The following is a 21,305-nucleotide window of genomic DNA, read 5'->3' as shown; positions in this document are numbered from 1 at the left end:
CCGTCCTCTCACACCACCGTACGTACCGTCCGGTATACGGCGGTTCATCAAGCTTGACGAAGTTTGAAATATCGCTGTACCAAACTCAACAGCCCTTGTTGTTGCCAGTAGGCGACGCCAAGGGCTTTGTGCATATGCGGAGTTTTCGTTGTCCGCCATGCCCCCTTGCGGGTGTTTGCAATTTCCAGTGCTTTATTATGGGAGAGACCTAGCGAACGAAGTTCGCGATATCGCGTTCGAACTCGTTTCCATTGCGTCCACAGACAGAGCCGGAGCCTTCGGCGAATCCATTCCTCTATTCGCAACAGGTGCTTTTTCGCCTCGGCCAACGCAAAATACCCAATCCATCCCATAAGGTATTGGTTGAGTTTCCGGATTCTCTCCTGCATGGAAATGCTCCAATGAGGGTTAGTCAGTTGACGAATCCGTTCTTTCAACCGGGTAATCGATTTGGGATGTAGCCGTATTCGCGCCTCTTTTCCTGGAACAAAACTAAATCCAAGAAACTTTCGCTTGTACGGCTGATCCACCGCACTTTTCTGTTGATTTACCTTGAGTTTAAGTACCCTGGTCAGGTATCGCTCCACACTCTCCTTTACCCGTTGCCCCGCGCGTTTCGTGCGTACATAGATATTGCAATCGTCCGCATAACGGCAGAAACGGTGCCCCCTCTTTTCCAACTCCTTATCCAAGTCATCCAGTAGAATATTGGCCAAGAGCGGACTTAAAGGGCCACCTTGCGGTGTGCCCTCCTCCGTTGTGACGCACACCCCGTTGACCATCACCCCGGATTGCAGGTAAGCACGGATCAGTTTCAGGAGACGCTTGTCCTTCACCTTCCGTGCTACACGACTCATCAAGATGTCGTGGTTCACTCGATCAAAGAACTTCTCCAAGTCGATGTCGACCACGTACCGGTATCCTTCCTCAATGAACTGCTTCGCCTTTCGCACGGCGTCGTGGGCACGACGTCCTGGGCGAAAACCGAAACTGGAGTTGGAGAAATCCGAGTCAAAGACGGGAGTCAATACTTGCAGGATAGCCTGCTGGATCAGGCGATCCACCACAGTAGGGATACCTAGTAGCCGCACTCCTCCGTCAGGTTTCGGGATTTCGACCCTGCGGACAGGAGATGGTCTATAAGTTCCCGCCTCGATCTGCGACCGAATGGTCGCCCAGTGCTCGCGAAGGTAGTCGCGCAGTTGTTCGGTTGTAACACCGTCGATTCCCGGAGCGCCCTTGTTGCCTTCGACCCGTTTGAGGGCAGCCGTGAGGTTCTCCCGTGACAGAACCTTCTCCAGCAGATCCATAACGATACTCCTCTCTCCGCACACATGTCACCAGTCTTGCCGTACAATGCTCAGCCCTTCTCTGTACCCTCGGGGCTTCACCCCTGCTATCCAGAGGAAGTTCCAAACTGGATTTCTGCTTCGCTGCATCGTATCGAAAGGAGTTGGGAACATGTGTTGACTTGATGTTCAGCCCTTCCCCACCGGGTGTCCCCGATTGGGTACTATGGCCTCTGCTGACTTCTGCATGTTCAGCGCCTCCTCACGGAGGCGGTTGCCAACAGCAGTAGGCATTCCATGCAGACCTCCCCGGGTAAGAGCGGTAACTTTCATCCCATGTACCTGCCCGATATACTGCTATACCCCTTGGCTGTATAGGGCTTTACCTTGTTGCGCAGGCTCACCCGAGTACAGCAGCCTCGAATCGGGTTTGTGTACCTCAGGTCGGGACTTTGCCGCCGGCTTCCTTCAGATTCCGCCTCACGGCGGACACCCTTGCCTTGAGCTAACGGTTGGTACAGCCAACCCCCGTTCAGGACTTTCACCCTATAGCTACCGCCCATGCCGGGCGCACGAAAAGAAAAACCTCTCCAAAAAGGAGAGGTTTTTTCCTTGGCTCTACCGGGCCACAAAGTACGGGTACACGATCAGCGCCCCGATGAGGGCAGCGGCACCCACAATCATAGCCCATACGCCAAGAGTCCGGGCCTGACGGCGAAACGCCATGAATCCCAGGATAATCCCAACAGGAGCAATCAGATACGGAAGCAGGAAAAGCGAAAGGATGGAGAGACCCAGTCCCGTCATTCCCAGTCCGCTGGCTCCGTTTTCGGGATCAGCCTGTGCCTGCGTTTGCGCCTGATTCTGATCGGCTTGGCGGGTACCACGGATCGGCTCGGCAATTTCTGCCGCCGATTCCACATCGTAATCGTTCGTTCGCTCAGCAGTGGTACGGGTCGGGACGGCATTCACATCAGCCTGGATCGGATAGTCAGCGGGGCTTTCCTGTCCACCCGTGGCGCTGACATTCTCGCCGCCGGCGGGACTGACGATCTGATCGTCCGAGGGACTGACAGTCTGTCCACCAGCAGGAATGATAAACTGTCCGCCCGCAGGAGTGGCATTCTGTTCACCTGGAGGACTCACATTCTGCTCCCCCGCAGGAGTGGCGTTCTGTTCGCCCAGGTACCGCTCTGTTTGCGTCTCCGGATCGTATTCGATGTTCTGTTTGGTGTTGTTGTTCTCCTGAGGGGTAAAGACGGCCCCCATCCAACTGTCAACAGCAAACTCCGTGTCCCGCTGATCGACCATCTCAGCAAGCCCGTTGTCTGCTTCCTTCCGCTCAGCATTCATACGTTCGTTATCGTCGTACGCCATGGTATGCTCAGCCCCTTTTCACAAGGATTGTGGTGAAGGAAGTAGCCTTATTCTCTGCCTTCGGTGTACAATTTAAACTGGAGGCGAGAGGATGAAACCAGAGACAACCCTAAGAATTGGCATCGATATTGATGGAACCGTCACAGAACCAAGCAGTATCGTGCCTATGATGAACGAAAGTTTTGGCAAACATTTGCGGTACGAGGACTGTTTCGCCTACGATCTGGCGAAGGTATACAATATCACGGAAGAGGCCTTTCAAGATTGGCTGAGCAAGCACGGAGAGCGCCTGTACAACGAGGCCCCCGTGCACGGGACCGCTGATTCGGTGCTACGGGGCTGGTACCCTCATCATCGTCTGATCTACATCAGCGCCCGGGAGGCACGCCACCGGGACGTCACGCTCAATTGGTTCTCCCGGTACCATATCCCTTTTCATGAAGTGGATCTGATCGGCTCCCATGACAAACTGGCCGCCGCGAAAAAATGGCAGGTAGATCTCTTCCTGGAGGACCGCCTGGAAAACGCGCTGCAGCTGTCCGAGGAATTGCAGATACCGATCCTGCTGTTCGATACGCCGTACAACCAGGGAAGTTTGCCCGCGCTCATTCATCGCGTACATTCGTGGGAGCAGGTAGAGGAACTGGTGCGCACGTTTGCGATGAATAGGCCTCCGCTCGCAGAGAAATCACTTTGACACGAACCTCGCCATGAGAAAAAGACGTATCGCCCCAACCGGGATACGTCTTTTTTTCTGGCCGCTTACTTTTTCTTCGGCTTGAAGGTCTGACAACAGGTCTGGGACGATGTGTTGGCTTTGTCCTTGTGCTGGCTGTCGTGGCCGTGCTCGCCTGCGAACTCTTCTTTGAAGTTCGCCTCGGCGTGCGCGTCGATTTCCACCATGATCATGTCGGCATTACAGTTATTGCCTTCGGACCAATACTCACAGTTTGCTACACTGCATTTTACGACTGGCATGTGGATTCACCCCCTAGGGGCTAGCCTTCACCACATGCGGTAGGCTTATACTTTCCAGATCCAGAGTGGCTTTTCGCCGCTCAGCAAACGGGGCACAGCCAAGCACCTGGGCACGGGAGAAGCCCGGCAGCGGCTGGGATTTCATCCAAGAAAATGATGCGCGCAGAGCGAAACAATAGGAGGGTGTAGATGAAAACGCCGAAGATTGTCGTCATCACAGGTGCAACGGGCGGACTGGGATCGGCTCTGGTACGCCTGCATCTGGACAAAGGGGATACCGTAATTGCCACGGGCCGCACGCATGAGAGGCTGAACCAACTGGCAGAGCAGCTGGGAACCCCCCTGCTCTCGCCTGTTACCCTGTCGATGTGGCCGATACGGAAAGCTGCCAGAAACTGGCCGATTGGGTAAAAAATACCTACTGCGGATGCAGCGTCTTATACAATAATGCCGGCTATGCACGGTTCGCTCCCTTTGCTGAAATGAGTCTGGCGGACATCAAACAGACGGTCGATGCCAATCTGGCAGGCTTGCTTTACTTGACGCATGCCTTTTTGCCGATGATGATCGCGGCCAAGACCGGCCATATCGTCAACATCGCTTCCCTGGCCGGACATGTGGCGACAGCGAAAGCGGCGGTCTACGCGGGAAGCAAGGCCGCCGTCATCCGCTTCAGCGAAGGGCTCCGCCACGAGCTGGCGCAGACCGGGGTGCATGTCACCTGCGTCATGCCGGGCCCGATCGATACGCCCTTTTTGGATCATGCCGATCAGACCGGCGCCTACCGCGGCAAAGTCCGCCGCTATCTGCTGACGCCGGAAGCCACAGCGCGACGCATTCTGCGCGCCGTGGAGAGGAGGCAGGACGAGCTGACGATGCCCCGCCGGCTACATCTGCTGTCCCTGCTCTACCTTCTTTTGCCCGGCAGTTGGAAGCGGCTCTTCGCTCCCCTGTTGAACCGCAAATAACGGGGGCGCATCCAGTCCGCGGAGCAGCGGCAGAGCGAGTAGGCCGATCACGATGCAAGCCACGGACGAGGCGAGGAACATGCCCTGAAGCCCCAACACCGAAATCAGCAAGCCAGCGGCGCCAGCCCCGGCAGGCATGCCCGTCCCGGTGATCATCCTGACGCTGGTGAGCACCCGCCCGAGCAGATGGGGCGGGATATTTTTTTGCAGATGGCTGCGGTACAAAATGTTATACGGGGTGAAGCTGAATCCGGCCAGCGCCATCGAGATGACCGCGATGTCCAAGCGCGTAAAAAACGCCAGCGGCAGGGTCGTCACCCCCCATAGCGCAATGATGGCGGCCAGTGTCACGCCTGCCCGCACTTTCCAGTTCACCACGGAGAACAGCAGCGATCCGAGCAGGGCTCCCGCCGCCAGCGCCGACCAGAGGAAGCCCATGGCGACCGCTTCTCCTCCGAGATAGGCATTGGCGTAAAGCGGCAGGGCTATTTCCAGGGGACCGTAGGCCATATTAAAAAAGAAGGTAAAGAAAATCAGCCAGAGCAGCTGCGGCTGTCTCAGCAAAAAGCGATAGCCGGTCAAGAGGTCAGCCCCGAGAGAGCGGAGAAACTCTCCTGCCGGGGGAGCGGAGGTTCCGGCGGAATGATTGAGCATAGCAGACGGGATCCGCCCAAAACAATAGGCGCAGACAAACATGGCACACACATCCAGGAGGAGGACCATGCCTTCTCCGATGACGCCGATCAACAACCCGGCCAATACCGGCCCAAACAGCCCCGTGATTTGCCACTGGCTCTCCATCAAGCCATTTGCTTTGACCAGCAGCTCCTTGTCCGGCACCAACCGCGGCAGGAGCGCCTGCGTGCCCGCGCTGCTGAGCGGCGACAGGATTCCGGCCAGCACAATCAGGACGTACATGATCCAGAGCGGCACCGACTCCAGCTGGAGCACCGCGACGAGAGCGATGAAGATCAGCCCGCGGAGGATGTTATCCCAGATGATCAGCCTTTGTCGGTTGAAGCGGTCGAGCAGGACGCCTACGACCAGCCCGGCAGCCACTGCCGAAAGCATGTAGGAGAGCACCACTCCGCCCATCGCGACAGGCGAGCCGGTTTTTTTCATGACGAACCAGGCGAGGGCCATCCAGCCGAGCGAATTTCCCAGCGACGACAGAAAAAGTCCGAACCAGTACCAGCGAAAGGCGACGAGACCCCATAGTTCCTTCATAATAGATCTCCCTCATTTTTCCACTTTTCATCATTGTAAATCATTATCTATACATATTCAATCATTATGTTTATTAAAAGCGATCCACACGCCTCTCAGCGTTTTTTCTTGCCACAGAAAAAGCACATTCTTGCCGCGCATCTGCAAGAATGTGCCTAATTTTTACCCTATTTACGCCACATCGTCCGAGGCGTCGCTCTTTTTCCCCAGCGTGATCCGTGCCGCGATCAGCCATATCGTCCCTGCGACCGCCCCAAAAATCGCCAATCCGCTGGAGATGAGCGGGCTGCCCACTTCTTCCGCTCCGTATCCGACGATCAGGCAGCCCAGTGCGAAGCTGCCCATCGTCGCCATCTCTCTGATCGAAAAGACGCGAGCGAGGTAATCCGGCTCCGTCACGCGCTGCAGCCGGGTGACTGCCATAATCGTCGAGCTGAACGAAGCAAATGCGCATAAGAGCACGGCGAAAGACAGCAGCAGGATCGGCCCCGCGTGGAAAATGCCGTAGACGGCGAGCCCCATCGCGATCAAAGCCCAGCCGAGAGCCTGATTTACCCGCTTATCCCCGGCACCGCCCGCCCATTTGCTGACGACGATTCCCGCGAAAACTCCCCCGAGCCCCAGCGGAATATCGAGGAGGCCAAATACGTACAAGCCCTCCTGCCGCTCCTGCAAGATATGAAACATGAGCATGATGTAGTAAGCGCCGAGAATGCGCTCCGCCATCTGGTATGCCAGGATCGACTTGATCCCGGAAGCGGTCCGGATGTAGGAAAAACCTTCGCGAAGCCGTGTGAAAAAGCCGTCGCTCGTCTTGGCCTCCGCTTCGGCCAGCTTGGGAAGCTTGACCAGGATGAGGAGAGAGACGAAATAGCAGGCGGCGTCCAAGAGAAAATTAAAGCGATAGGAAAAATAATAGACGAGAAACGCCGCGACCCCCTGACAGACGATAATCAAAAAGGAGGTCGTCCCTTGCAGCAGCGAGTTCGCCTGCAGACGCTCCTCCACCCGGACGGCGCTCACGATGGCGACCTGCATGGCCGGCTGGAAAAAGGCGCTGCATACGTTAACCAGGATCAACAGTAAAAAAACAGCCCATAAGTAGGCTGGCGTCGTAATCCAGAAAAAGAGGCTGACCAGGATGCCGCGCAAGAGGTTGACCGTGATCATCACTCTGCGCTTATCCCAGTTTTCCAGAAGAGCGCCGGAAAACAGGCTGGTCATCACATAAGGGAGCAGACGAAAAACGGTTCCCGCTGCAAATGACAGGCCGGATCCGCTGAGGTCGTGCAAAAGACCCACAACCGCGATGAAAGTAAATTCATTCCCGATGATGTGGATGATGTGAGCCGCGTACAGACGGCGAAAGACGGGATGTTTGAGAATGACTGGCATGAATCATGGTCCTTTCACCGTTTTTTTCGTATTGTAACATTTTTTTGAAAGAAAGAAGAGAATCTCTTGCTGAAGGGTCTGTTCAGCTGTTACAATACGTTCAATAATATTTTATCGTCCCGTCAGTTTTGAATGTTTAATTTCCCTAAAGAAGGTGAGCAGCATTGAAACGCTACATGGTGATCGAATCGCTGGAGCAGTTAAAAGCGATCAGTGACGCCCTGCGCCAGGACATCATTACCCATCTGGTCAAGGAAGAGAAGACCGGGAAGCAATTGGCCACCCTCCTCTCCCTCACCCCTTCCAAGGTGCATTACCATCTGAAAGAACTGGAGAACCACGGCTTTGTCGAGGTCGTGCGCACGGAGGAGAAAAACGGGATATTGCAAAAGTTTTTCCGCGCTGTCGCCTATGACTTCAAAGTGAGCGAATCCTTGCTCCCCTCGTTGAAGGAAGACACCATGCTTTTGCAGGAGACGATGCTGAATCATCTGCGCAGCAGCATTCATCGCTTGTACAATGCTCCCCCAGAGTCCTTCCTCTACTTCACGGAAAAAGAAAAGCGTCCCCCTGTGCTGGCCTGCAATGGGGAGGTCAAGGCTCCCCGGGAGGAAATCAAGGCATGGCTGATGAAGTACCGCGCCCTTCTCAACGAGCTGGATGAAATGGAAAAGCGGCATCAACACCGCATCGCCTCGGGAGAAGCCGCAGAGACAAACGAAATTTTCTATTTTGTCTCCGTCGGATTTATGACGGATGAACAGATTTACACGGCGGAGGATGAATCCCTGCCGCCGGGCTACGAGTGGATCGATGATGTGACCGTGGAGAAAATTTGCAGGAGGGTGGAAACCGATGGCAAAAACAGCGGCTCCCAAGGCTAAGCACAACCTGTGGAAAGACAGCCAGTTTCTCCGTCTCTGGACGGGAAATCTCCTGTCTGCTCTCGCGGACGGCGCTTTTTTCATTGCGCTCTCCTGGTTTATCGTCGATGTCACCGGATCTGAAGCGATTTTGGGAACGACGCTGCTCTGCATGTCGATCCCCCGGCTGATCTTTATGCTGGTGGGCGGCGCTGCAGCCGACAAGTACAATCGCAAATGGATCATGTTTGCCTCCATCCTGGCGCGCGGCGTCATTATCGCGGGGTTTGGCCTCCTGCTCTTACAGGACGGGCTGGCAGCGAGCCAATCTCTGCCCTATGCGGCGTATCTCACCGCCTTTTTGTTCGGTACCGTGGATGCTTTTTTCTGGCCGGCCCGCAGCAGCATCCTGCCCTCTGTCGTCCGCCGCGAACACTTGGCTCCAGCCAACAGCCTGCTTGAGGTCGCCCAGCAGATCAGCCTGGTCGGCGGTCCCCTGGTCGCCGCCCTCCTGCTCCGGAACACCAGTTACGCCTGGGCCTTTCTGCTCATGTCCGGCGCTTTTTTTGCCGGTACCTTGATTCTTTATTCGCTTCGGCTGCGGCCTCTGGAGACAGAAGCAGAGGAGAACACTTCCGCCTCTCTTCCGGCCCCCGCCTCCGAGAAAGGCACTTTCCTGCGTCAAATCTTCGAAGGCATCCGCTATACGCGGACGGTTCCGGTCCTGCTGCTGATCTTCGGCACATCGCTCGTGATTAACATGATGTTCTCCGGTCCGGTCAATATGGGACTGCCGCTGCTCGTCAAGCAGCTCGGCTGGGACAGCCATGCGTACAGCTCGCTTAGTACGGCGCTGGGAATCGGGACGATTATCGGTGGCGCGGTCGCAGGCCTGTGCAATGGATTTCGCGGGCGGTTTCTGCTGATCCCGCTGTTCCTCAGCGCCATGGGACTTGGAGTAGCGGCCGCATCCCAGATGAGTGCGCTCTCCTTCGGCTTGGCCATGATGCTGATCGCCGGAACGATGATGGCGATGACGAACATTCCGCTCATCATCTATATTCAGACGATCGTTCCCGGGCATATGCTGGGCCGGGTCATGTCCCTGCTTACCTTTATGTCCGTCGGCCTCGGTCCCGTCAGCTACGCCCTCTGTTCCTACCTGCTGGAGAGGAAAATCTTGGCCGCCCACACCCTGCTGTTGGTCGGCGGCGCCGCCATCGGCGTCCTCGGCCTTGGCCTGCTCATGTTCCGTCATTTCCGCCAAGCGGAACAGCACCCTCTCTGGGTGTCGGGCGGTACCGCGAAGCCTGCCTCCGAGGCGGAACAGGCGCCTCTCTCTGTGTGAACGGGATGGCGGTTGCTCCGCGCTGCTTCGCACTGTATCGAGCACGATCAGACAAAAAAAGAGCCCATCCTTCGCGGATTGGGCTTTTTTGGCTCAAGACGTTTTCCATTTGGCCAGTTCAGACGGAAACTTGTCATTCAATACCTTGATATAGGTTCCCTTCATCCCGAGCGAGCGGGACTCCAGCACGCCTGCACTGGCCAGCTTGCGAAGCGCGTTGACGATGACCGACCGAGTCAGACCGGCTTGATCCGCCAATTGGCTGGCCACCAGCAACCCTTCTTTGGCATCGAGCTGTTCCATGATTTTTTCGATGGCGATCTGTTCGCTGTAAGAGAGCGAGGAGAGGGCGATTTTGGCAAAGGTTTTGTCGCGCACCTCATTTTCAATCTGCTCGGTGCGCTGGCGAACGATTTTCATCCCGATCACCGTCGCTCCGATTTCGGCGAGAATCAGATCCTCGGTCTCAAAATTCCCATAAGCACGGAGCAGCACAAGCGTGCCCAGGCGGCTGCCGCCCGCATTGATCGGCACGATTGTGGTCATCATTTGCGGGAACAGCGGAAGCAACTCTTCCGGCACCATGCTGTACGGACTGTGGGCCACCTCATTGGCCAGGGACTGATTCACTTCCAGCAGCTTTTGATTGTAGCCGGAGGGCAGCATGCCGCCAGGATTTCCATCTGGTCCCGTTCCGATTCCGTACTCCTCGCGCACGCCGTTTCCGAGAATGCTGCCGTCTGCGGTCACGATATACACATTGGCCCCGATCACATCCGCCAGCAGACGGGCAAGATCATGATAACCTACGCCGCTTCCTCCCATGGTTTTTTGAAGCATGACATTAATCCTTCTTGTTTTCTCCAGTAAATTCATTCCAATTTTTCCTCCTTACGGTTATGTATACTTGCATTATTGTCAGAAAAATCCGGGCTTATACCTGCAAATGCAACAATACATCAAAAAAAAACAGGTCCCTTATGGTTTATGCCATAAAAGACCTGTCCGTCTCCCCTATTCCGCTGCTGCCTGCCTGTTTATTCTTCCGAGACAAACTCGGCGTACTGTTCGGCCGTAAGCAATTGATTCAGCTCGTCCGGATCGCTCAGCTCAATGACAACCAGCCAGCCTTCTTGGTACGGGTCTTGATTGATCGCCTCCGGGTCATTTTCCAGCTTCCCGTTCACTTCCACAACCGTGCCGCTGACGGGAGAAAAAATGTCGGAAACGGCTTTTACGGACTCGATGGAGCCGAGGCTTTCGTCCATCGTCACCTTCGCCCCCACCTCCGGAAGCTCTACAAACACGAGGTCACCCAGCTGTTCCTGGGCAAAGTCGGAGATTCCGACCCGCACCCGCGTCTCACTCAGTTTTTCCACCCACTCATGCTCCCTGCTGTATGCCAAACCTTCTCGAACGTCACTCATCACGGTTCCTCCCACTATCCCATAATCCGCTTTTTCATCTCTTGTCCCGTCGGCGTGACGGCAAGTCCGCCCAGCGCCGTCTCTCTCAGTGCCCGGGGCATGGTGCTGCCGATCTCATACATCGTGGCGATCACTTCGTCACAGGGGATTCGGCTTTCAATCCCGGCCAGCGCCATGTCTGCCGCGGCAAAAGCGATCGACGTCCCGATTACATTGCGCTTGATGCACGGAACTTCGACCAGTCCCGCCACCGGATCGCAGACCAGGCCGAGCATCGATTTCAGCGCCATCGCCGCTGCCATGACCGCCTGTTTCGGGCTTCCTTGCTTGATTTCCACGATGGCCGCTGCCGCCATCGCCGTGGCCGAGCCTACTTCCGCCTGGCATCCCCCAGCCGCTCCGGAGATGAAGGAGCGGTTGGCGATTACGTACCCGATCGCACTGGCCGTAAACAGCCCCATGACGAGATGCTCGTACGTAAACCGGGCATTTTCATGCAGGGAAAACAGGCAACCTGGCAATATCCCCGCGGAACCCGCCGTGGGGGTCGCGACGATGACACCCATCCGGGCATTGGTTTCCGAGGTGGCAAAGGCGTAGCGCATTGCATCGGAGACGATCGCGCCAGTCAGCGGCTTTTCCTTTTCCCGATACCTCTCCATCAGATACGCGTCACCGCCAGAGATGCCGCTCGGAGCCGGCGTCGGATCGGCGCTGCCCAGATCCACGGCTTCCTTCATCTTGATCAGTCTTTCCTTCATCATCTGGATGATGGTTTCCTTGCTCCGTTTGGATTTGCTCGCTTCGACCTCAATCATGATCTCGGCGATGCTCTTTTTCTCACGCTCACACAGCTCGATCAGTTCCGTCATGGAACGGAAATCCATGCTTCTTCGCCCCTTTGCTCCGCCGTCTCGCGATGTTTCAATCCCTGTTTAATGAAGCCCGGATCGTAGGGCTGGTTCAGATAAATCTCTACGGCCTCGCCATTGAGCGAGACGATTTTGGAAATGCCGCCCCCCAGCGAGACGCCGCATACGCGATACACCTCTTGGCCAAGCTCCGCGATCACCTGCACCGTGTTGGGATGATCGTACAGCGGACAGCGCTCGGCAAAGGAAAACGAGATGTCCACACCTTGGGCTGAAGCCAACGAAAGGGCTTCGCGGATGCGCAGATCGTCCGTGTCCAATCCGATCAGTCCCCCGACGATGGCTTTGTCCGTCCCGTGCCCTTTGTAGGTCTCCGCAAAAGAATCATAGAGGATCACTTCCGCCCGTATCGGTGCCGCTCCCAAGAGTTCATGGACAAACTTTCCGATCGACACTACGCCGGCCGTGTGCGAACTGGAGGGACCGACCATGATCGGGCCGATGATGTCAAAGCAGCTGTTGTAGATCATAGGCGCCTCCTTCAGCGGACACGGGTCCCTTGTTGATGAAGCGGATACTGCTCGCACAGGCGGCTGATTTTCTCCCGTACCGCCAGGTCTCCCTTTCCTTTGAGAACGGCAGTGATCGCGCGTCCGATCGTCCGCATTTCCTCTTCTTTCATGCCTCGAGTCGTGGCCGCTGCCGTGCCAAGGCGGATTCCGCTGGTGACAAACGGGCTCTCCGGATCAAAGGGAATGGTATTTTTGTTCGTCGTGATCCCCGCCTCTTCCAGCAGATGCTCCGCTTCCTTGCCTGTCAGGCCAAAGACGCGCGTATCGAGGAGAACCAGGTGGTTGTCCGTACCGCCCGATACCAGTCTCGCGCCCTCTTCCTTCAATGTCTCCGCGAGGACTTTGGCATTTTGGACGACTTGCTGCGCATACGCGCGGAAATCCGGCTGAAGCGCTTCCTGAAAAGCCACCGCTTTGGCCGCGATGATGTGCATCAGCGGACCGCCCTGGATCCCGGGGAAAATGGCCTTGTTTACGCCCTTGGCGATTTCCTCGTCATTGGTCAGAATAATTCCGCCGCGGGGGCCGCGCAGCGTTTTATGGGTCGTGCTGGTTACGACATGCGCATGAGGCACGGGCGACGGATGCAAACCTGCAGCCACCAGGCCGGCGATATGGGCCATGTCCACCATCAGCTTGGCTCCCACCAGATCGGCGATTTCGCGGAACCGGGCGAAGTCGATCGTCCGCGAATACGCGCTTCCTCCGGCGATAATCAGCTTGGGACGTTCGCGGCGGGCTACTGCTTCTACTTCGTCGTAATCGATGAGATGATCATCTTCCCGCACCCCGTAGGCGACCACTTGAAACCACTTGCCCGAGAGGCTGACCGGACTGCCGTGGGTCAGATGCCCCCCATGCGAGAGATTCATCCCCATAAAGGTATCGCCCGGCTGCAGGAGAGAGAAGAAGACCGCGGTATTGGCCTGGGCGCCGGAGTGGGGCTGTACATTGGCATAGGCCGCGCCAAACAGCTTCGATACCCGCTCGATCGCCAGCCGCTCCACGACGTCCACATGTTCACAGCCGCCGTAGTACCGCTTGCCGGGGTAGCCTTCCGCATATTTGTTGGTCAAGACCGAGCCCATCGCTTCCAGGACGTCCTCGCTGACAAAGTTTTCGGAAGCGATCAACTCCAGGGTCCCCAGTTGGCGGCGATGCTCCGCTTCGATCGCTTCGTAGATTTCCCGATCATGCTCGCGCAAACTCATCCGATACTCCTCCTTGGTAGCCATCTTTCCCCCGATTCTCCCCATGCGAAAAACCTGCCCTGCACAGCGTCAAGCTGCGGAAGCCGCGGTTTTTTCATCTGTCAGGAAAACACAAAAAAGGACAGGGGAAAGATAGATCATGTGTAATCTACCTTTCCTCTGTCCTTTTTACCTGAGAGTTTAACTCCTGTTCGGAGTCTTCCCCTTGGGTGGCTGTTCGCTCTCTCCAGAGGTGCGTCCGATTGTGGTACTTTGTACCTGAGAGATTCTATCCCAAGGATTTTTGGGACTTGCTCCTTCGGTGCCGGCTCTTGCGTCACGGTCTCTCCCACAATCGTCATCCGCTGTATACAATTAATTCGAATCATACGCCAACGTTGTTATCATTGTCAATAATATTTCGAATAATCTTTCCCGGCGGAAAAATGGGTATTTGTCGGTATCACGGAACCGATCAGGCGCCCGTACGATAAGAGCATAGTCTTTTGACAGAGGGGGATGTGTCGGTTGAGCAATCTTTTCAATAGCGGCGGGTTTGCCGGGTTTGCCCTGATTCTGGTGCTGTTCATTCTGCTTAGTATCGTAGGCACCTCTGAAGACTGATCTGGCAGGTATCCTTTGCCCGATCCAACGAAAAAGCCCGGAGCCTGGCTCCGGGCCTTTTGCGATTTGGCGGCGGCATCTCCACGACTCGCCGGCACGCGCATCAGCGCAGGTGCTTGCGTATCAGCGCATCGATCCCGCTCGCCAGGTCGCTTGTGGGGCGGGTCAAGTCCGCCTCGGTCACGCGGAAGCGAGCATAGCGCTCGTCCAGATTAAATGCCTCCTGCAGCCCGCCGAAAAAGCCGCGGGAGCGTTTGTCCAGCTCCATGAGCACTTCCAGCTCTCCTTCTTTCAGGTAAAAGACCACTTCCAGCTCCTCCAGCCGGCTGCGGTACGCTCCCGTCGGGCGGAACTCGAATTCCTGCACAAACGGGTAGGTGCGCCCGAGCAGGCGGTTGTACTCGCAATCCACCTTGTACAGCTGAAAACCGAGCGATCTGATGGCATCGAGCACCTTTGCCATCAGGGGATGCGGATTCACCTCGATAAAGTCGGAATCGCCGGGGTCCACCGCATTTTTGATGTCGAGACCGGTCCGCAGGTACACGGGCTGCCGCCCCATCGTCAGCGGCGTCTCAAAGGGAAGCTGGAAGGAAAACGGAATCACCTTTTCTTCCTGCGGGTTCAGCACAAATGTTTCCGAGATGCGGTGCTTGGCGAGGATCATCTCCTCTTTTACCTTTTTATCGTTGCTCTCCCGCTCGTAATGCGTGACGACATACATATAGATCTCATCGATCGTCTGCGTAACATCGCCGCCCTTGATATGCACCTCTCCCGTCACCTGTTCCCCCGGAATGAGCGAGTCTTCCACCAAACGGGCGTCCACCTTGGCAGAACCAATTCCCACACTGGCCATCAGCTTTTTGAACATCGACATCCATCCTTCTCTCCTTATGATCGCATCGATTCCATCGCAAATTGCGCGGTCGAAAGATCAACTTCTGTACCAGTAATACGGGACAGTCTCGAGAAAAGTTTCACCTATTCTCTACGGCTCTTCCCGCTTGGCCTCCGCGGTTACGAACAAGTGGAGGGCCCTGCTGATCGCCACGGTCTTGACCCGCACTTCGACCATCGTCCCCTCGATAATGTACTCTCTCCTGCGCAGCATCTCGTGCAGCATTTCCTGGATTTCCGCCACCTGCTCCACCTTCTTTCCCTTCAGAGAGGCGAGGTCCTTTTCCAATTGCCGGGCCACCTCCAGCTGGATCGTCTCGTGCAAATTGGTCTCCAGCACCGTGACCCGGATCTCCTCGACCAGCACCTCTTGCTTTCGACGGGCCACTTTTTCCGATTGCTTCAAGCGCTGGTTCTCATCCATCAGCTTTTCATTCAACAGCTCCAGGCTTCGCCGGACCAGCATCATCTGCTCCATTTCCCTGCCGTAGGCAAACAGCGTTGCCGAGCCGCCCAGAATCGCGCCGATCATCACCAGGGCGACATACCTCTTCCACAGCTTGATCTTCATGAACGCACCTGGACCAGCCACTGAATCGAGATCGTACCCATATGGGCCCCGAGAAAAGCGACGACAATCATCACCAATTGTTTGAACACCGGTGAAAAATTGCCCGCCAGGATCTTTTCAATTTGCAAAAAGGAGTCAAACGTACCGCCCAGCGCCCCCACCAGTCCCCAGATTTTTAATTGATCCGCCAATTGGGCGATCGACCAGAGCGGCGGTTTTTCATTCAAAAATGCGCCCAATCCGCCGGACAGCGAGCCGCCCACCACAATGCCGTATGCGACAAAAAAAGTGAAAATGACCTGTCCCAACTCCATCCCTCCGGCTCAAACGACGTATGCTAATGCCTACGCCGGCGGATGGACAAATATGAAAAAGGAAACGACCCTCCCTCTCGGACAGGCCGTTTTTTCGGTCAGATCTTCTATTTTCCCGGTTTTCCGCTTCGGCGAAGCCTCCTCTGGATCCGCGGGGAATTGAGCACCATCAGATCCATAAACAGATTCACCATGTGGGGATTTCTCAGCATTTGCTGAAACACTTCCGGATTTTCACGGAACCACTTCTCATTCGCCTTAACCCAGGAGCGAAAACCGTCATTCGTTTTGTAATAACGGTTCAACCGGCGAATCGGACGGTAAGCGCTCACCCTCAATCGATCCCTTCATCAAAGAATATGGAGAGGAGAAAGATGATCACCAGAATCCAAATCACTACTTCGAAGCCGTCGTGATTGGAAAAAAATCTACTCATGTTTGTCCCTCCTTGTCGACTGACGCAACCTTGCTCTTGTATGCCCACATATTTTTTTACAGTAATAGGTTTATGCCAGGGAACACTCGTTGGATTGGACGGATGCCTCTGTCGCGTCGAATTCCGCAGGTGCCCATTTTGGCGTGCATAGTATGCGGGGGCGGGCAAGCATACTAGGGAGAGATTGCCGAGATGACAGAGAGGAGGAGGCCCGTGAACGTTGCGGCAGAGAACACGCTTTGGCGAAACAAGACCTACACGCTGCTGTTAGTCCTGGTCTTCTTTATGCATCTGGCCTCCTATCTGATCGTACCCGTCTTTCCTGTGTTTCTGAAAAAAGCGAGAGCCCTTTCGCTCGGGCAGGTAGGTCTGGTGCTTGGCGTGGGCAGCGTCGCGTACCAGGCGGGAAGTTTGTTGGGAGGACCGCTGTCCGACCGCCTCGGCCGCCGCGCTATCATGATGGCCGGCTCCCTGCTGCAGGCAGCTGCCATGTTCGGCTACCACTTCAGTGAGAGCTACACGGCTTTTTTGTTTTTCTCCGGGGTAAACGGACTGGGCGTCGGGCTATTGGCACCGACGATCAAAGCGATGATCGCAGATACCGTCCAAACCTTCCAGCGGACGGCAGCCTTTTCCTGGCGCGGCATCTTTGCGCACCTGGGCATTATCCTCGCGGGGCTGACGATTACCTGGATGACCGCCCGCAATCTCTACCCGTTTGTGATGGCTGCCTTTGTTTTTCTGCTGCTGGCTGCGGGGATCCGCTTGCTGTTGCCAAACGACCGCTGCGTCGGTCCAGACTGCAAAAGCACACCCCTGTCGGAGTACCGCTACATCTTGCGGCACCGCAGTTTTCTGCTCTACTCCGGCATTACGCTGCTGATCTGGGCGTTCTATGCTCAATTTACGCTCGTGCTGCCGCTGCGCGGGGAGTACGTCCTCAAGTCGGCCCATCTGATCGGCCTGATCTGGACGATCAATTCCGTCAGCGTGGTGCTGCTGCAAGGCCTGATCTCCCGCTTCATCCTGTTTCGGATCAACCCGTACCTATCGCTGATCCTCGGCATCCTGATGGTGGGGACGGGACTGTTTGGCATCGGCTTCGCGGATCGCTTCGCGACGCTCAGCGGAGCCGCCATCCTGTTTATCATCGGAGAGATGCTGCTGATGCCGGTGCAGGACAGCCTCGTCGGCCATTTTGCCCGGGAAGAGTGGCTGGGCGCCTATTTTGGCATCGCCAATTTCGTCTCCGGAATCGGCACCGCGCTCGGCACCAGCATCGGCGGAACGATGGTCGAGCGCCTGGGCGGCGTGGGCAGCCCCTATCCGTGGATCACCTATGCCCTCATCACGATCGTTCTCATCGCCGTGATGGGACTGTTCGCCCTGTATGCGATGCCCCGCCACAAACAGGGCGGTCCTGCTGCCCCAGACCGAGTCCCCCGTCCCGTCCGGGGAAAAGAGCCGGCCAAGTAATAATCCGAGATTTTAATAAGGAGGGACCAACATGGACCAGATGAAAAAGAAGGCAGCAAGCAACCATGACGTGCGCAGAGAAGAGACGGATCAGCCCCGCTCCGTGCAAAACGATGCGCCAGGCTACGGCAACAAAAAATTGGAGGGCCCCAATCGCCCCTCCACCTAACCCGTACTGGAGGGATGACGGCGGTCATTCCTCTTATCTATTTTTCGACATTATTCGTTGATTTTATTGAAGCGGCAGACTATTTCGCCTATTATGGAGAAAAGAAGAATACCAATATGCGGAAAGGACGTAGCGCCTTGCCACTCAAGCTGAAGAAGAAGATGAAAACCCGTCTTTATCCCGTGTTCTTGATTTTGCTACCGATTTTCTTTTCCGTCATCGTGTTCTTCGGATACCAAGAGACCAAGCTCGTCTACTATCAGAACGAGATCGAGGCCATGGAAAGGCAGCTCAATTCCATATTTCAAATTTTGCGCTTGTACGATGACCGGGTGCAGGATCGTTCCCTTTCCTTGCCTGAGGCGGAAAATGAAGCGAAAACCTTGCTCGCCGGGCCCAAGCTGCCCGACGGCACGCGCGATTCCGGTGCGGTGGACATCATCATGCAGCCTGGCGAATCATTTCTCGTCTTCAACTCGCAAGGCAAGCTGATCGTGCATTCCCGCCTGGAAGGCCAAAACCTCTTCCACATGACAGATTCCGAGGGAAGAATGCTCGCCCGCGAAGTTCTTCACAAGGGAAACAGCGTCATCTCCTACCCATCACAGATCCCTGGCTCGAAGACGGATGAGAAACAAATTGCCGTCGTCCGTTATTTCCCGCAATGGGACTGGCATGTGAGTCTCGTTACATCCGAAACCAATTTCTATCACAAACTGTCGAATCTCCAAACGTTGCTGATCGTCCTCGTACTTGGCAGCTACTTCATCACAGCGATTCTCTTTTACAACACACGGCGAAAGGACAAGGCCCTGCTCAGCTCCAAGCTGAGAGGCGAACAGCTGGTAGAGACGAACCAAAGCATCCTGAAAACATTGGCCGTTGCTTTGGAAGAGCGAGATGCCTACACCTCCGGACACTCCCAGCGGGTGGCATTTTACATGCGCATCATCGGCGAGCAGATGAATTTCGACAGCGTGACGCTCGATACCATCTACACGGGGGGCCTGCTCCACGATATCGGCAAGATTGGCATCGAAGACAGCATCCTCCTCAAGCCGGGCCGTCTCACGGAAGAAGAATATGAGATAATCCAGTCCCATCCAGTGCGCGGAGAAGCCGTTTTGAAGCGGCTCTATGCGGAATCCGGCCGACATCATGCCGATGAAATCGAAAAAATCATGGTCATCACGCGCCATCACCACGAACGCTTTGACGGCAAGGGCTACCCGGACAGACTGGCCGGAGAAGACATCCCGATCTGGGCACGGATCGCGGCCGTGGCCGATTCCTTCGACGCCATGACGTCGTCCCGCGCCTACCGCAAAGGACTCTCCTTTTCGAAGGCCTGCGACGAATTGATCCAGCATGCCGGGACGCAGTTCTGTCCCACGGTCGTGCGCGCCTTTTTCGAATGCGTGACCTTAGAAACCTTTTACCGCGCCCACCAAATCTCGCGGGCAAATGAGCTGCTGGATCGCATCCAGGAAAAAAGGGACATCAGCCTGCAGCGAAGAGTCAGCCTGTAATGCAAAAGAGCCATTCCGCCCATACAAGGCGGCAGATGGCTCTTTTTGTTATCCAGCAATAGCGGTCTAGCCCAGCTCAACCACTTTATACGGCAGCTGGACTTGTTCCAATCCGGCGAGAAAGGCTTCGGACTCCCGCCTCGGCGCGATCAACTGCAGATAACGGGAAAAATAGAAGACAATCCGGTCGGCCTCTTCTTCCTGCATCCGGTAATGAGGAAAAACGGAGATGTCATTCCGCGTGTAAAAAAACTCGTAGCTCTCGTCCGTCATCGGCGCCCTGAACTTCCTGCTGACGACGATATCCCCGCTTCGATTCTCCTGCATGTTTTCCTTTGTGGCGCCTAGCAGAACCAGCCATTCGGCGGAGCGTTTGGCACCCCAATTGTCCGCCAGCATCCGGTCATTGTACTCCACTTCGAGATGGGTCAAGCGCGCGCGTACGCTGTCCATCATCGCCATCAGCACTTTGCGCACCGCCAGATTGCTCGGCGAAAACTTGTTGTCGTAAATATTGTATTCGAATGATACGTCTTCTCCCAGGCTTTTGCGGTAGAGGGTAATCGCCTGCATGCTGGTCCCTCCTCCTCTCTATCTCGGCAGGATGCTTTCGTAGGTAGATTTGTCCAGCTTGCGGACCGCCGCGATCAGCAGCCGCTTGGCAGCCTCATAGTCATCGCGGTCGATAATGGCGGCGTGGCTGTGAATGTAGCGCGACGGAATGCCGATCACCGCAGAGGGCACCCCAATGCCGTGGTACTGGACGACTTTGGCATCCGTGCCGCCTTTTCCGATGTAGATCTGATACGGAATATTCTCTTCCTCGCAAATCGAGATCAAAAAGTCGCGCAGGTTGGTCGGCATGATGTACGACGGATCGTACAGGCGCATCAGGACGCCGCCTCCCAGCTTTCCGGAGCCATCCCGCACGCCCGGAATATCGCCAGCCGGACTGGCATCCAGGGCGAAAAACAGGTCCGGATTGATCAGTTCGGCCGCTGTCTTCGCTCCGCGCATCCCGGCGACCTCCTCCTGTACCGTCGCCCCGACGTAGACGACGTTCGGATGATCCGGCCGCTCCTTCAGCTCTTTGGCCAGCTCGACGGCAAGACTGCAGCCGTAGCGGTTGTCCCATGCCTTTGCCATGACCCGGCGCGGATTGAGCATCGGGGTAAGCGGACATACGGGAACGATCTGCTGCCCCGGGCGAATGCCTGCTTTTCGCGCCTCCTCGCCGGAATCGGCTCCGATGTCGATGTACATGTTGCGCACATCCATCGGGCGATTGCGCTGATCATCGCTGAGCACATGCGGAGGAATCGAACTGATGACGCCCTCTACCGCCCCGGCTGGCGTGATGACGCGAACGCGCTGGGCCAGCAGAACTTGTCCCCACCAGCCTCCGACCGGCTGAAAGGAAAGAAAGCCCTTTTCCGATATGCCTGTGACCATGAATCCCACTTCATCCAGATGGCCGGCTGCCATAATGCGCGGTCCCTTCTCATCGCCGCGCATCACCCCGAATATGCTTCCCAGTCGATCCATGACGATTTCCTCGGTGCAGCTCTCTATGTATTCGCGCATGATCGCACGAACAGGCTCTTCAAATCCGGAAACCCCCGGCGCTTCCGTCAGACGCTTCCACAATTCCCATTGAAATTGATTGTCCATACGGCAATCCCTCCTCTTTCCATCCTTCTATTATTGATCACGGGCGGTCGGGATGCAACCTGCGCCCCCGCCTCCTTACGATGCGGCAGGAATCCGGTTTTCCAAGAGC

At 56.0% G+C, this 21,305-nt stretch carries 25 protein-coding genes and 1 riboswitch; of the genes, 9 read left to right on the top strand and 16 right to left on the bottom strand.

All coding sequences use genetic code 11. The annotated features are described in order from the left end of the window. Positions 1-47 precede the first annotated feature (47 nt). Together ltrA and JD108_RS06760 are read right to left on the bottom strand one after the other, a co-directional pair. Positions 48-1,310 carry a group II intron reverse transcriptase/maturase gene (ltrA, locus tag JD108_RS06765; RefSeq protein WP_198829121.1) on the bottom strand — a complete coding sequence of 421 codons (1,263 nt, stop codon included), beginning with the start codon at positions 1,308-1,310 and terminating at the stop codon, positions 48-50. Positions 1,311-1,907: 597 nt separating this feature from the next. Continuing rightward, entirely contained in the window at positions 1,908-2,666 is a 759-nt protein-coding gene (locus JD108_RS06760) for a DUF456 domain-containing protein (protein ID WP_198829120.1), read from the bottom strand. 91 nt (positions 2,667-2,757) lie between these two features. On the opposite strand from JD108_RS06760, the gene JD108_RS06755 reads away from it, so the two are divergent. Continuing rightward, positions 2,758-3,363, top strand: a complete 606-nt coding sequence (locus tag JD108_RS06755; protein WP_198829119.1) for a 5' nucleotidase, NT5C type — start codon at positions 2,758-2,760, stop codon at positions 3,361-3,363. A 65-nt stretch (positions 3,364-3,428) separates the two neighbouring features. Here the strand turns inward: JD108_RS06755 and JD108_RS06750 are convergent, their stop codons facing one another. Next, positions 3,429-3,644 carry a DUF1540 domain-containing protein gene (locus JD108_RS06750; protein WP_198829118.1) on the bottom strand — a complete coding sequence of 72 codons (216 nt, stop codon included), beginning with the start codon at positions 3,642-3,644 and terminating at the stop codon, positions 3,429-3,431. Between the two features lie 189 nt (positions 3,645-3,833). On the opposite strand from JD108_RS06750, the gene JD108_RS22560 reads away from it, so the two are divergent. Then, the gene (locus tag JD108_RS22560; protein ID WP_267459317.1) at positions 3,834-4,055 is read left to right on the top strand and encodes an SDR family NAD(P)-dependent oxidoreductase; all 222 of its coding nucleotides are present in this window, start codon (positions 3,834-3,836) and stop codon (positions 4,053-4,055) included. Beyond that, on the top strand, positions 4,013-4,612 hold the full coding sequence (locus tag JD108_RS06745; RefSeq protein WP_267459316.1) for an SDR family NAD(P)-dependent oxidoreductase: 600 nt from the start codon (positions 4,013-4,015) through the stop codon (positions 4,610-4,612). Before JD108_RS22560 ends, JD108_RS06745 begins: the two co-directional genes overlap by 43 nt. On the opposite strand, the gene JD108_RS06740 is transcribed toward JD108_RS06745, so the two are convergent. After that, positions 4,532-5,839, bottom strand: a complete 1,308-nt coding sequence (locus JD108_RS06740; RefSeq protein ID WP_198829117.1) for an MFS transporter — start codon at positions 5,837-5,839, stop codon at positions 4,532-4,534. The genes JD108_RS06745 and JD108_RS06740 overlap by 81 nt on opposite strands. A 171-nt stretch (positions 5,840-6,010) precedes the next feature. Continuing rightward, positions 6,011-7,234 carry an MFS transporter gene (locus JD108_RS06735; RefSeq protein ID WP_198829116.1) on the bottom strand — a complete coding sequence of 408 codons (1,224 nt, stop codon included), beginning with the start codon at positions 7,232-7,234 and terminating at the stop codon, positions 6,011-6,013. A 164-nt stretch (positions 7,235-7,398) separates the two neighbouring features. Here JD108_RS06735 and JD108_RS06730 point away from each other — a divergent pair, with 164 nt between their 5' ends. Both JD108_RS06730 and JD108_RS06725 read left to right on the top strand, forming a co-directional pair. Continuing rightward, the gene (locus JD108_RS06730) at positions 7,399-8,118 is read left to right on the top strand and encodes an ArsR/SmtB family transcription factor (protein WP_198829115.1); all 720 of its coding nucleotides are present in this window, start codon (positions 7,399-7,401) and stop codon (positions 8,116-8,118) included. Next, positions 8,090-9,445, top strand: coding sequence for an MFS transporter (locus JD108_RS06725; RefSeq protein ID WP_198829114.1), 1,356 nt, complete (start codon positions 8,090-8,092; stop codon positions 9,443-9,445). Before JD108_RS06730 ends, JD108_RS06725 begins: the two co-directional genes overlap by 29 nt. A 93-nt stretch (positions 9,446-9,538) precedes the next feature. On the opposite strand, the gene codY is transcribed toward JD108_RS06725, so the two are convergent. From codY to glyA, 5 genes are all read right to left on the bottom strand, one after another. Continuing rightward, complete coding sequence (gene codY / locus JD108_RS06720; protein ID WP_198829113.1) at positions 9,539-10,321, bottom strand: GTP-sensing pleiotropic transcriptional regulator CodY; 783 nt, start codon at positions 10,319-10,321, stop codon at positions 9,539-9,541. Between the two features lie 161 nt (positions 10,322-10,482). Further along, entirely contained in the window at positions 10,483-10,872 is a 390-nt protein-coding gene (gene gcvH, locus JD108_RS06715; protein ID WP_198829112.1) for a glycine cleavage system protein GcvH, read from the bottom strand. 14 nt (positions 10,873-10,886) lie between these two features. Then, positions 10,887-11,759, bottom strand: a complete 873-nt coding sequence (sdaAA, locus tag JD108_RS06710; protein WP_198829111.1) for an L-serine ammonia-lyase, iron-sulfur-dependent, subunit alpha — start codon at positions 11,757-11,759, stop codon at positions 10,887-10,889. Next, complete coding sequence (locus JD108_RS06705) at positions 11,741-12,274, bottom strand: serine dehydratase beta chain (RefSeq protein WP_198829110.1); 534 nt, start codon at positions 12,272-12,274, stop codon at positions 11,741-11,743. Before JD108_RS06705 ends, sdaAA begins: the two co-directional genes overlap by 19 nt. Positions 12,275-12,285: 11 nt before the next feature. Continuing rightward, a complete protein-coding gene (gene glyA, locus JD108_RS06700; RefSeq protein ID WP_267459314.1) occupies positions 12,286-13,527 on the bottom strand; it encodes a serine hydroxymethyltransferase in 1,242 nt (413 codons plus the stop codon). A gap of 235 nt (positions 13,528-13,762) precedes the next feature. Continuing rightward, a riboswitch (glycine riboswitch) is annotated at positions 13,763-13,868 on the bottom strand. A gap of 166 nt (positions 13,869-14,034) precedes the next feature. Here glyA and JD108_RS06695 point away from each other — a divergent pair. Then, the gene (locus JD108_RS06695) at positions 14,035-14,130 is read left to right on the top strand and encodes a YjcZ family sporulation protein (RefSeq protein WP_198829108.1); all 96 of its coding nucleotides are present in this window, start codon (positions 14,035-14,037) and stop codon (positions 14,128-14,130) included. A gap of 103 nt (positions 14,131-14,233) precedes the next feature. On the opposite strand, the gene JD108_RS06690 is transcribed toward JD108_RS06695, so the two are convergent. The 4 genes from JD108_RS06690 to JD108_RS06675 form a co-directional block, all read right to left on the bottom strand. Next, positions 14,234-15,010, bottom strand: coding sequence for a sporulation protein (locus JD108_RS06690; protein ID WP_198829107.1), 777 nt, complete (start codon positions 15,008-15,010; stop codon positions 14,234-14,236). A gap of 111 nt (positions 15,011-15,121) precedes the next feature. Continuing rightward, positions 15,122-15,601, bottom strand: coding sequence for a sporulation membrane protein YtrI (locus JD108_RS06685; RefSeq protein ID WP_198829106.1), 480 nt, complete (start codon positions 15,599-15,601; stop codon positions 15,122-15,124). Beyond that, positions 15,598-15,909: a YtrH family sporulation protein gene (locus JD108_RS06680; RefSeq protein ID WP_323958405.1), complete on the bottom strand. Its 312-nt coding sequence runs from the start codon at positions 15,907-15,909 to the stop codon at positions 15,598-15,600. The genes JD108_RS06685 and JD108_RS06680 overlap by 4 nt, the downstream gene beginning before the upstream one ends. Positions 15,910-16,022: 113 nt before the next feature. Then, complete coding sequence (locus JD108_RS06675; RefSeq protein ID WP_198829104.1) at positions 16,023-16,247, bottom strand: hypothetical protein; 225 nt, start codon at positions 16,245-16,247, stop codon at positions 16,023-16,025. 317 nt (positions 16,248-16,564) lie between these two features. Between JD108_RS06675 and JD108_RS06670 the strand changes: the two genes are divergently transcribed. The 3 genes from JD108_RS06670 to JD108_RS06660 all read left to right on the top strand — a co-directional run bounded on the left by JD108_RS06670 (position 16,565) and on the right by JD108_RS06660 (position 19,525). Then, positions 16,565-17,827 carry an MFS transporter gene (locus tag JD108_RS06670; RefSeq protein ID WP_228728334.1) on the top strand — a complete coding sequence of 421 codons (1,263 nt, stop codon included), beginning with the start codon at positions 16,565-16,567 and terminating at the stop codon, positions 17,825-17,827. Between the two features lie 31 nt (positions 17,828-17,858). Then, on the top strand, positions 17,859-17,996 hold the full coding sequence (locus JD108_RS06665) for a hypothetical protein (RefSeq protein WP_198829102.1): 138 nt from the start codon (positions 17,859-17,861) through the stop codon (positions 17,994-17,996). Between the two features lie 116 nt (positions 17,997-18,112). Next, entirely contained in the window at positions 18,113-19,525 is a 1,413-nt protein-coding gene (locus JD108_RS06660; RefSeq protein ID WP_198829101.1) for an HD domain-containing phosphohydrolase, read from the top strand. 66 nt (positions 19,526-19,591) lie between these two features. Here the strand turns inward: JD108_RS06660 and JD108_RS06655 are convergent, their stop codons facing one another. Continuing rightward, a complete protein-coding gene (locus JD108_RS06655) occupies positions 19,592-20,098 on the bottom strand; it encodes a hypothetical protein (RefSeq protein ID WP_198829100.1) in 507 nt (168 codons plus the stop codon). Positions 20,099-20,116: 18 nt separating this feature from the next. Next, entirely contained in the window at positions 20,117-21,196 is a 1,080-nt protein-coding gene (locus JD108_RS06650; RefSeq protein WP_198829099.1) for a M42 family metallopeptidase, read from the bottom strand. Between the last annotated feature and the right edge of the window lie 109 nt (positions 21,197-21,305).

Source organism: Brevibacillus composti (assembly GCF_016406105.1).
In the GTDB taxonomy this organism is placed as follows: Bacteria; Bacillota; Bacilli; order Brevibacillales; family Brevibacillaceae; genus Brevibacillus; species Brevibacillus composti.
Note: the sequence above shows the minus strand (reverse complement) of the source record. Positions and strands in the feature narration are given on the sequence as shown.

Coding starts and splice junctions, on each gene's coding strand:
- JD108_RS06655 (WP_198829100.1), bottom strand. CDS start 20,098: ATGCAGGCGATTACCCTCTACCGCAAAAGCCTGGGAGAAGACGTATCA.
- JD108_RS06650 (WP_198829099.1), bottom strand. CDS start 21,196: ATGGACAATCAATTTCAATGGGAATTGTGGAAGCGTCTGACGGAAGCG.
- gcvH (WP_198829112.1), bottom strand. CDS start 10,872: ATGAGTGACGTTCGAGAAGGTTTGGCATACAGCAGGGAGCATGAGTGG.
- JD108_RS06690 (WP_198829107.1), bottom strand. CDS start 15,010: ATGTCGATGTTCAAAAAGCTGATGGCCAGTGTGGGAATTGGTTCTGCC.
- sdaAA (WP_198829111.1), bottom strand. CDS start 11,759: ATGGATTTCCGTTCCATGACGGAACTGATCGAGCTGTGTGAGCGTGAG.
- glyA (WP_267459314.1), bottom strand. CDS start 13,527: ATGAGTTTGCGCGAGCATGATCGGGAAATCTACGAAGCGATCGAAGCG.
- codY (WP_198829113.1), bottom strand. CDS start 10,321: ATGAATTTACTGGAGAAAACAAGAAGGATTAATGTCATGCTTCAAAAA.
- JD108_RS06705 (WP_198829110.1), bottom strand. CDS start 12,274: ATGATCTACAACAGCTGCTTTGACATCATCGGCCCGATCATGGTCGGT.
- JD108_RS06685 (WP_198829106.1), bottom strand. CDS start 15,601: ATGAAGATCAAGCTGTGGAAGAGGTATGTCGCCCTGGTGATGATCGGC.
- JD108_RS22560 (WP_267459317.1), top strand. CDS start 3,834: ATGAAAACGCCGAAGATTGTCGTCATCACAGGTGCAACGGGCGGACTG.
- JD108_RS06660 (WP_198829101.1), top strand. CDS start 18,113: ATGCGGAAAGGACGTAGCGCCTTGCCACTCAAGCTGAAGAAGAAGATG.
- JD108_RS06665 (WP_198829102.1), top strand. CDS start 17,859: ATGGACCAGATGAAAAAGAAGGCAGCAAGCAACCATGACGTGCGCAGA.
- JD108_RS06760 (WP_198829120.1), bottom strand. CDS start 2,666: ATGGCGTACGACGATAACGAACGTATGAATGCTGAGCGGAAGGAAGCA.
- JD108_RS06755 (WP_198829119.1), top strand. CDS start 2,758: ATGAAACCAGAGACAACCCTAAGAATTGGCATCGATATTGATGGAACC.
- JD108_RS06735 (WP_198829116.1), bottom strand. CDS start 7,234: ATGCCAGTCATTCTCAAACATCCCGTCTTTCGCCGTCTGTACGCGGCT.
- ltrA (WP_198829121.1), bottom strand. CDS start 1,310: ATGGATCTGCTGGAGAAGGTTCTGTCACGGGAGAACCTCACGGCTGCC.
- JD108_RS06740 (WP_198829117.1), bottom strand. CDS start 5,839: ATGAAGGAACTATGGGGTCTCGTCGCCTTTCGCTGGTACTGGTTCGGA.
- JD108_RS06750 (WP_198829118.1), bottom strand. CDS start 3,644: ATGCCAGTCGTAAAATGCAGTGTAGCAAACTGTGAGTATTGGTCCGAA.
- JD108_RS06725 (WP_198829114.1), top strand. CDS start 8,090: ATGGCAAAAACAGCGGCTCCCAAGGCTAAGCACAACCTGTGGAAAGAC.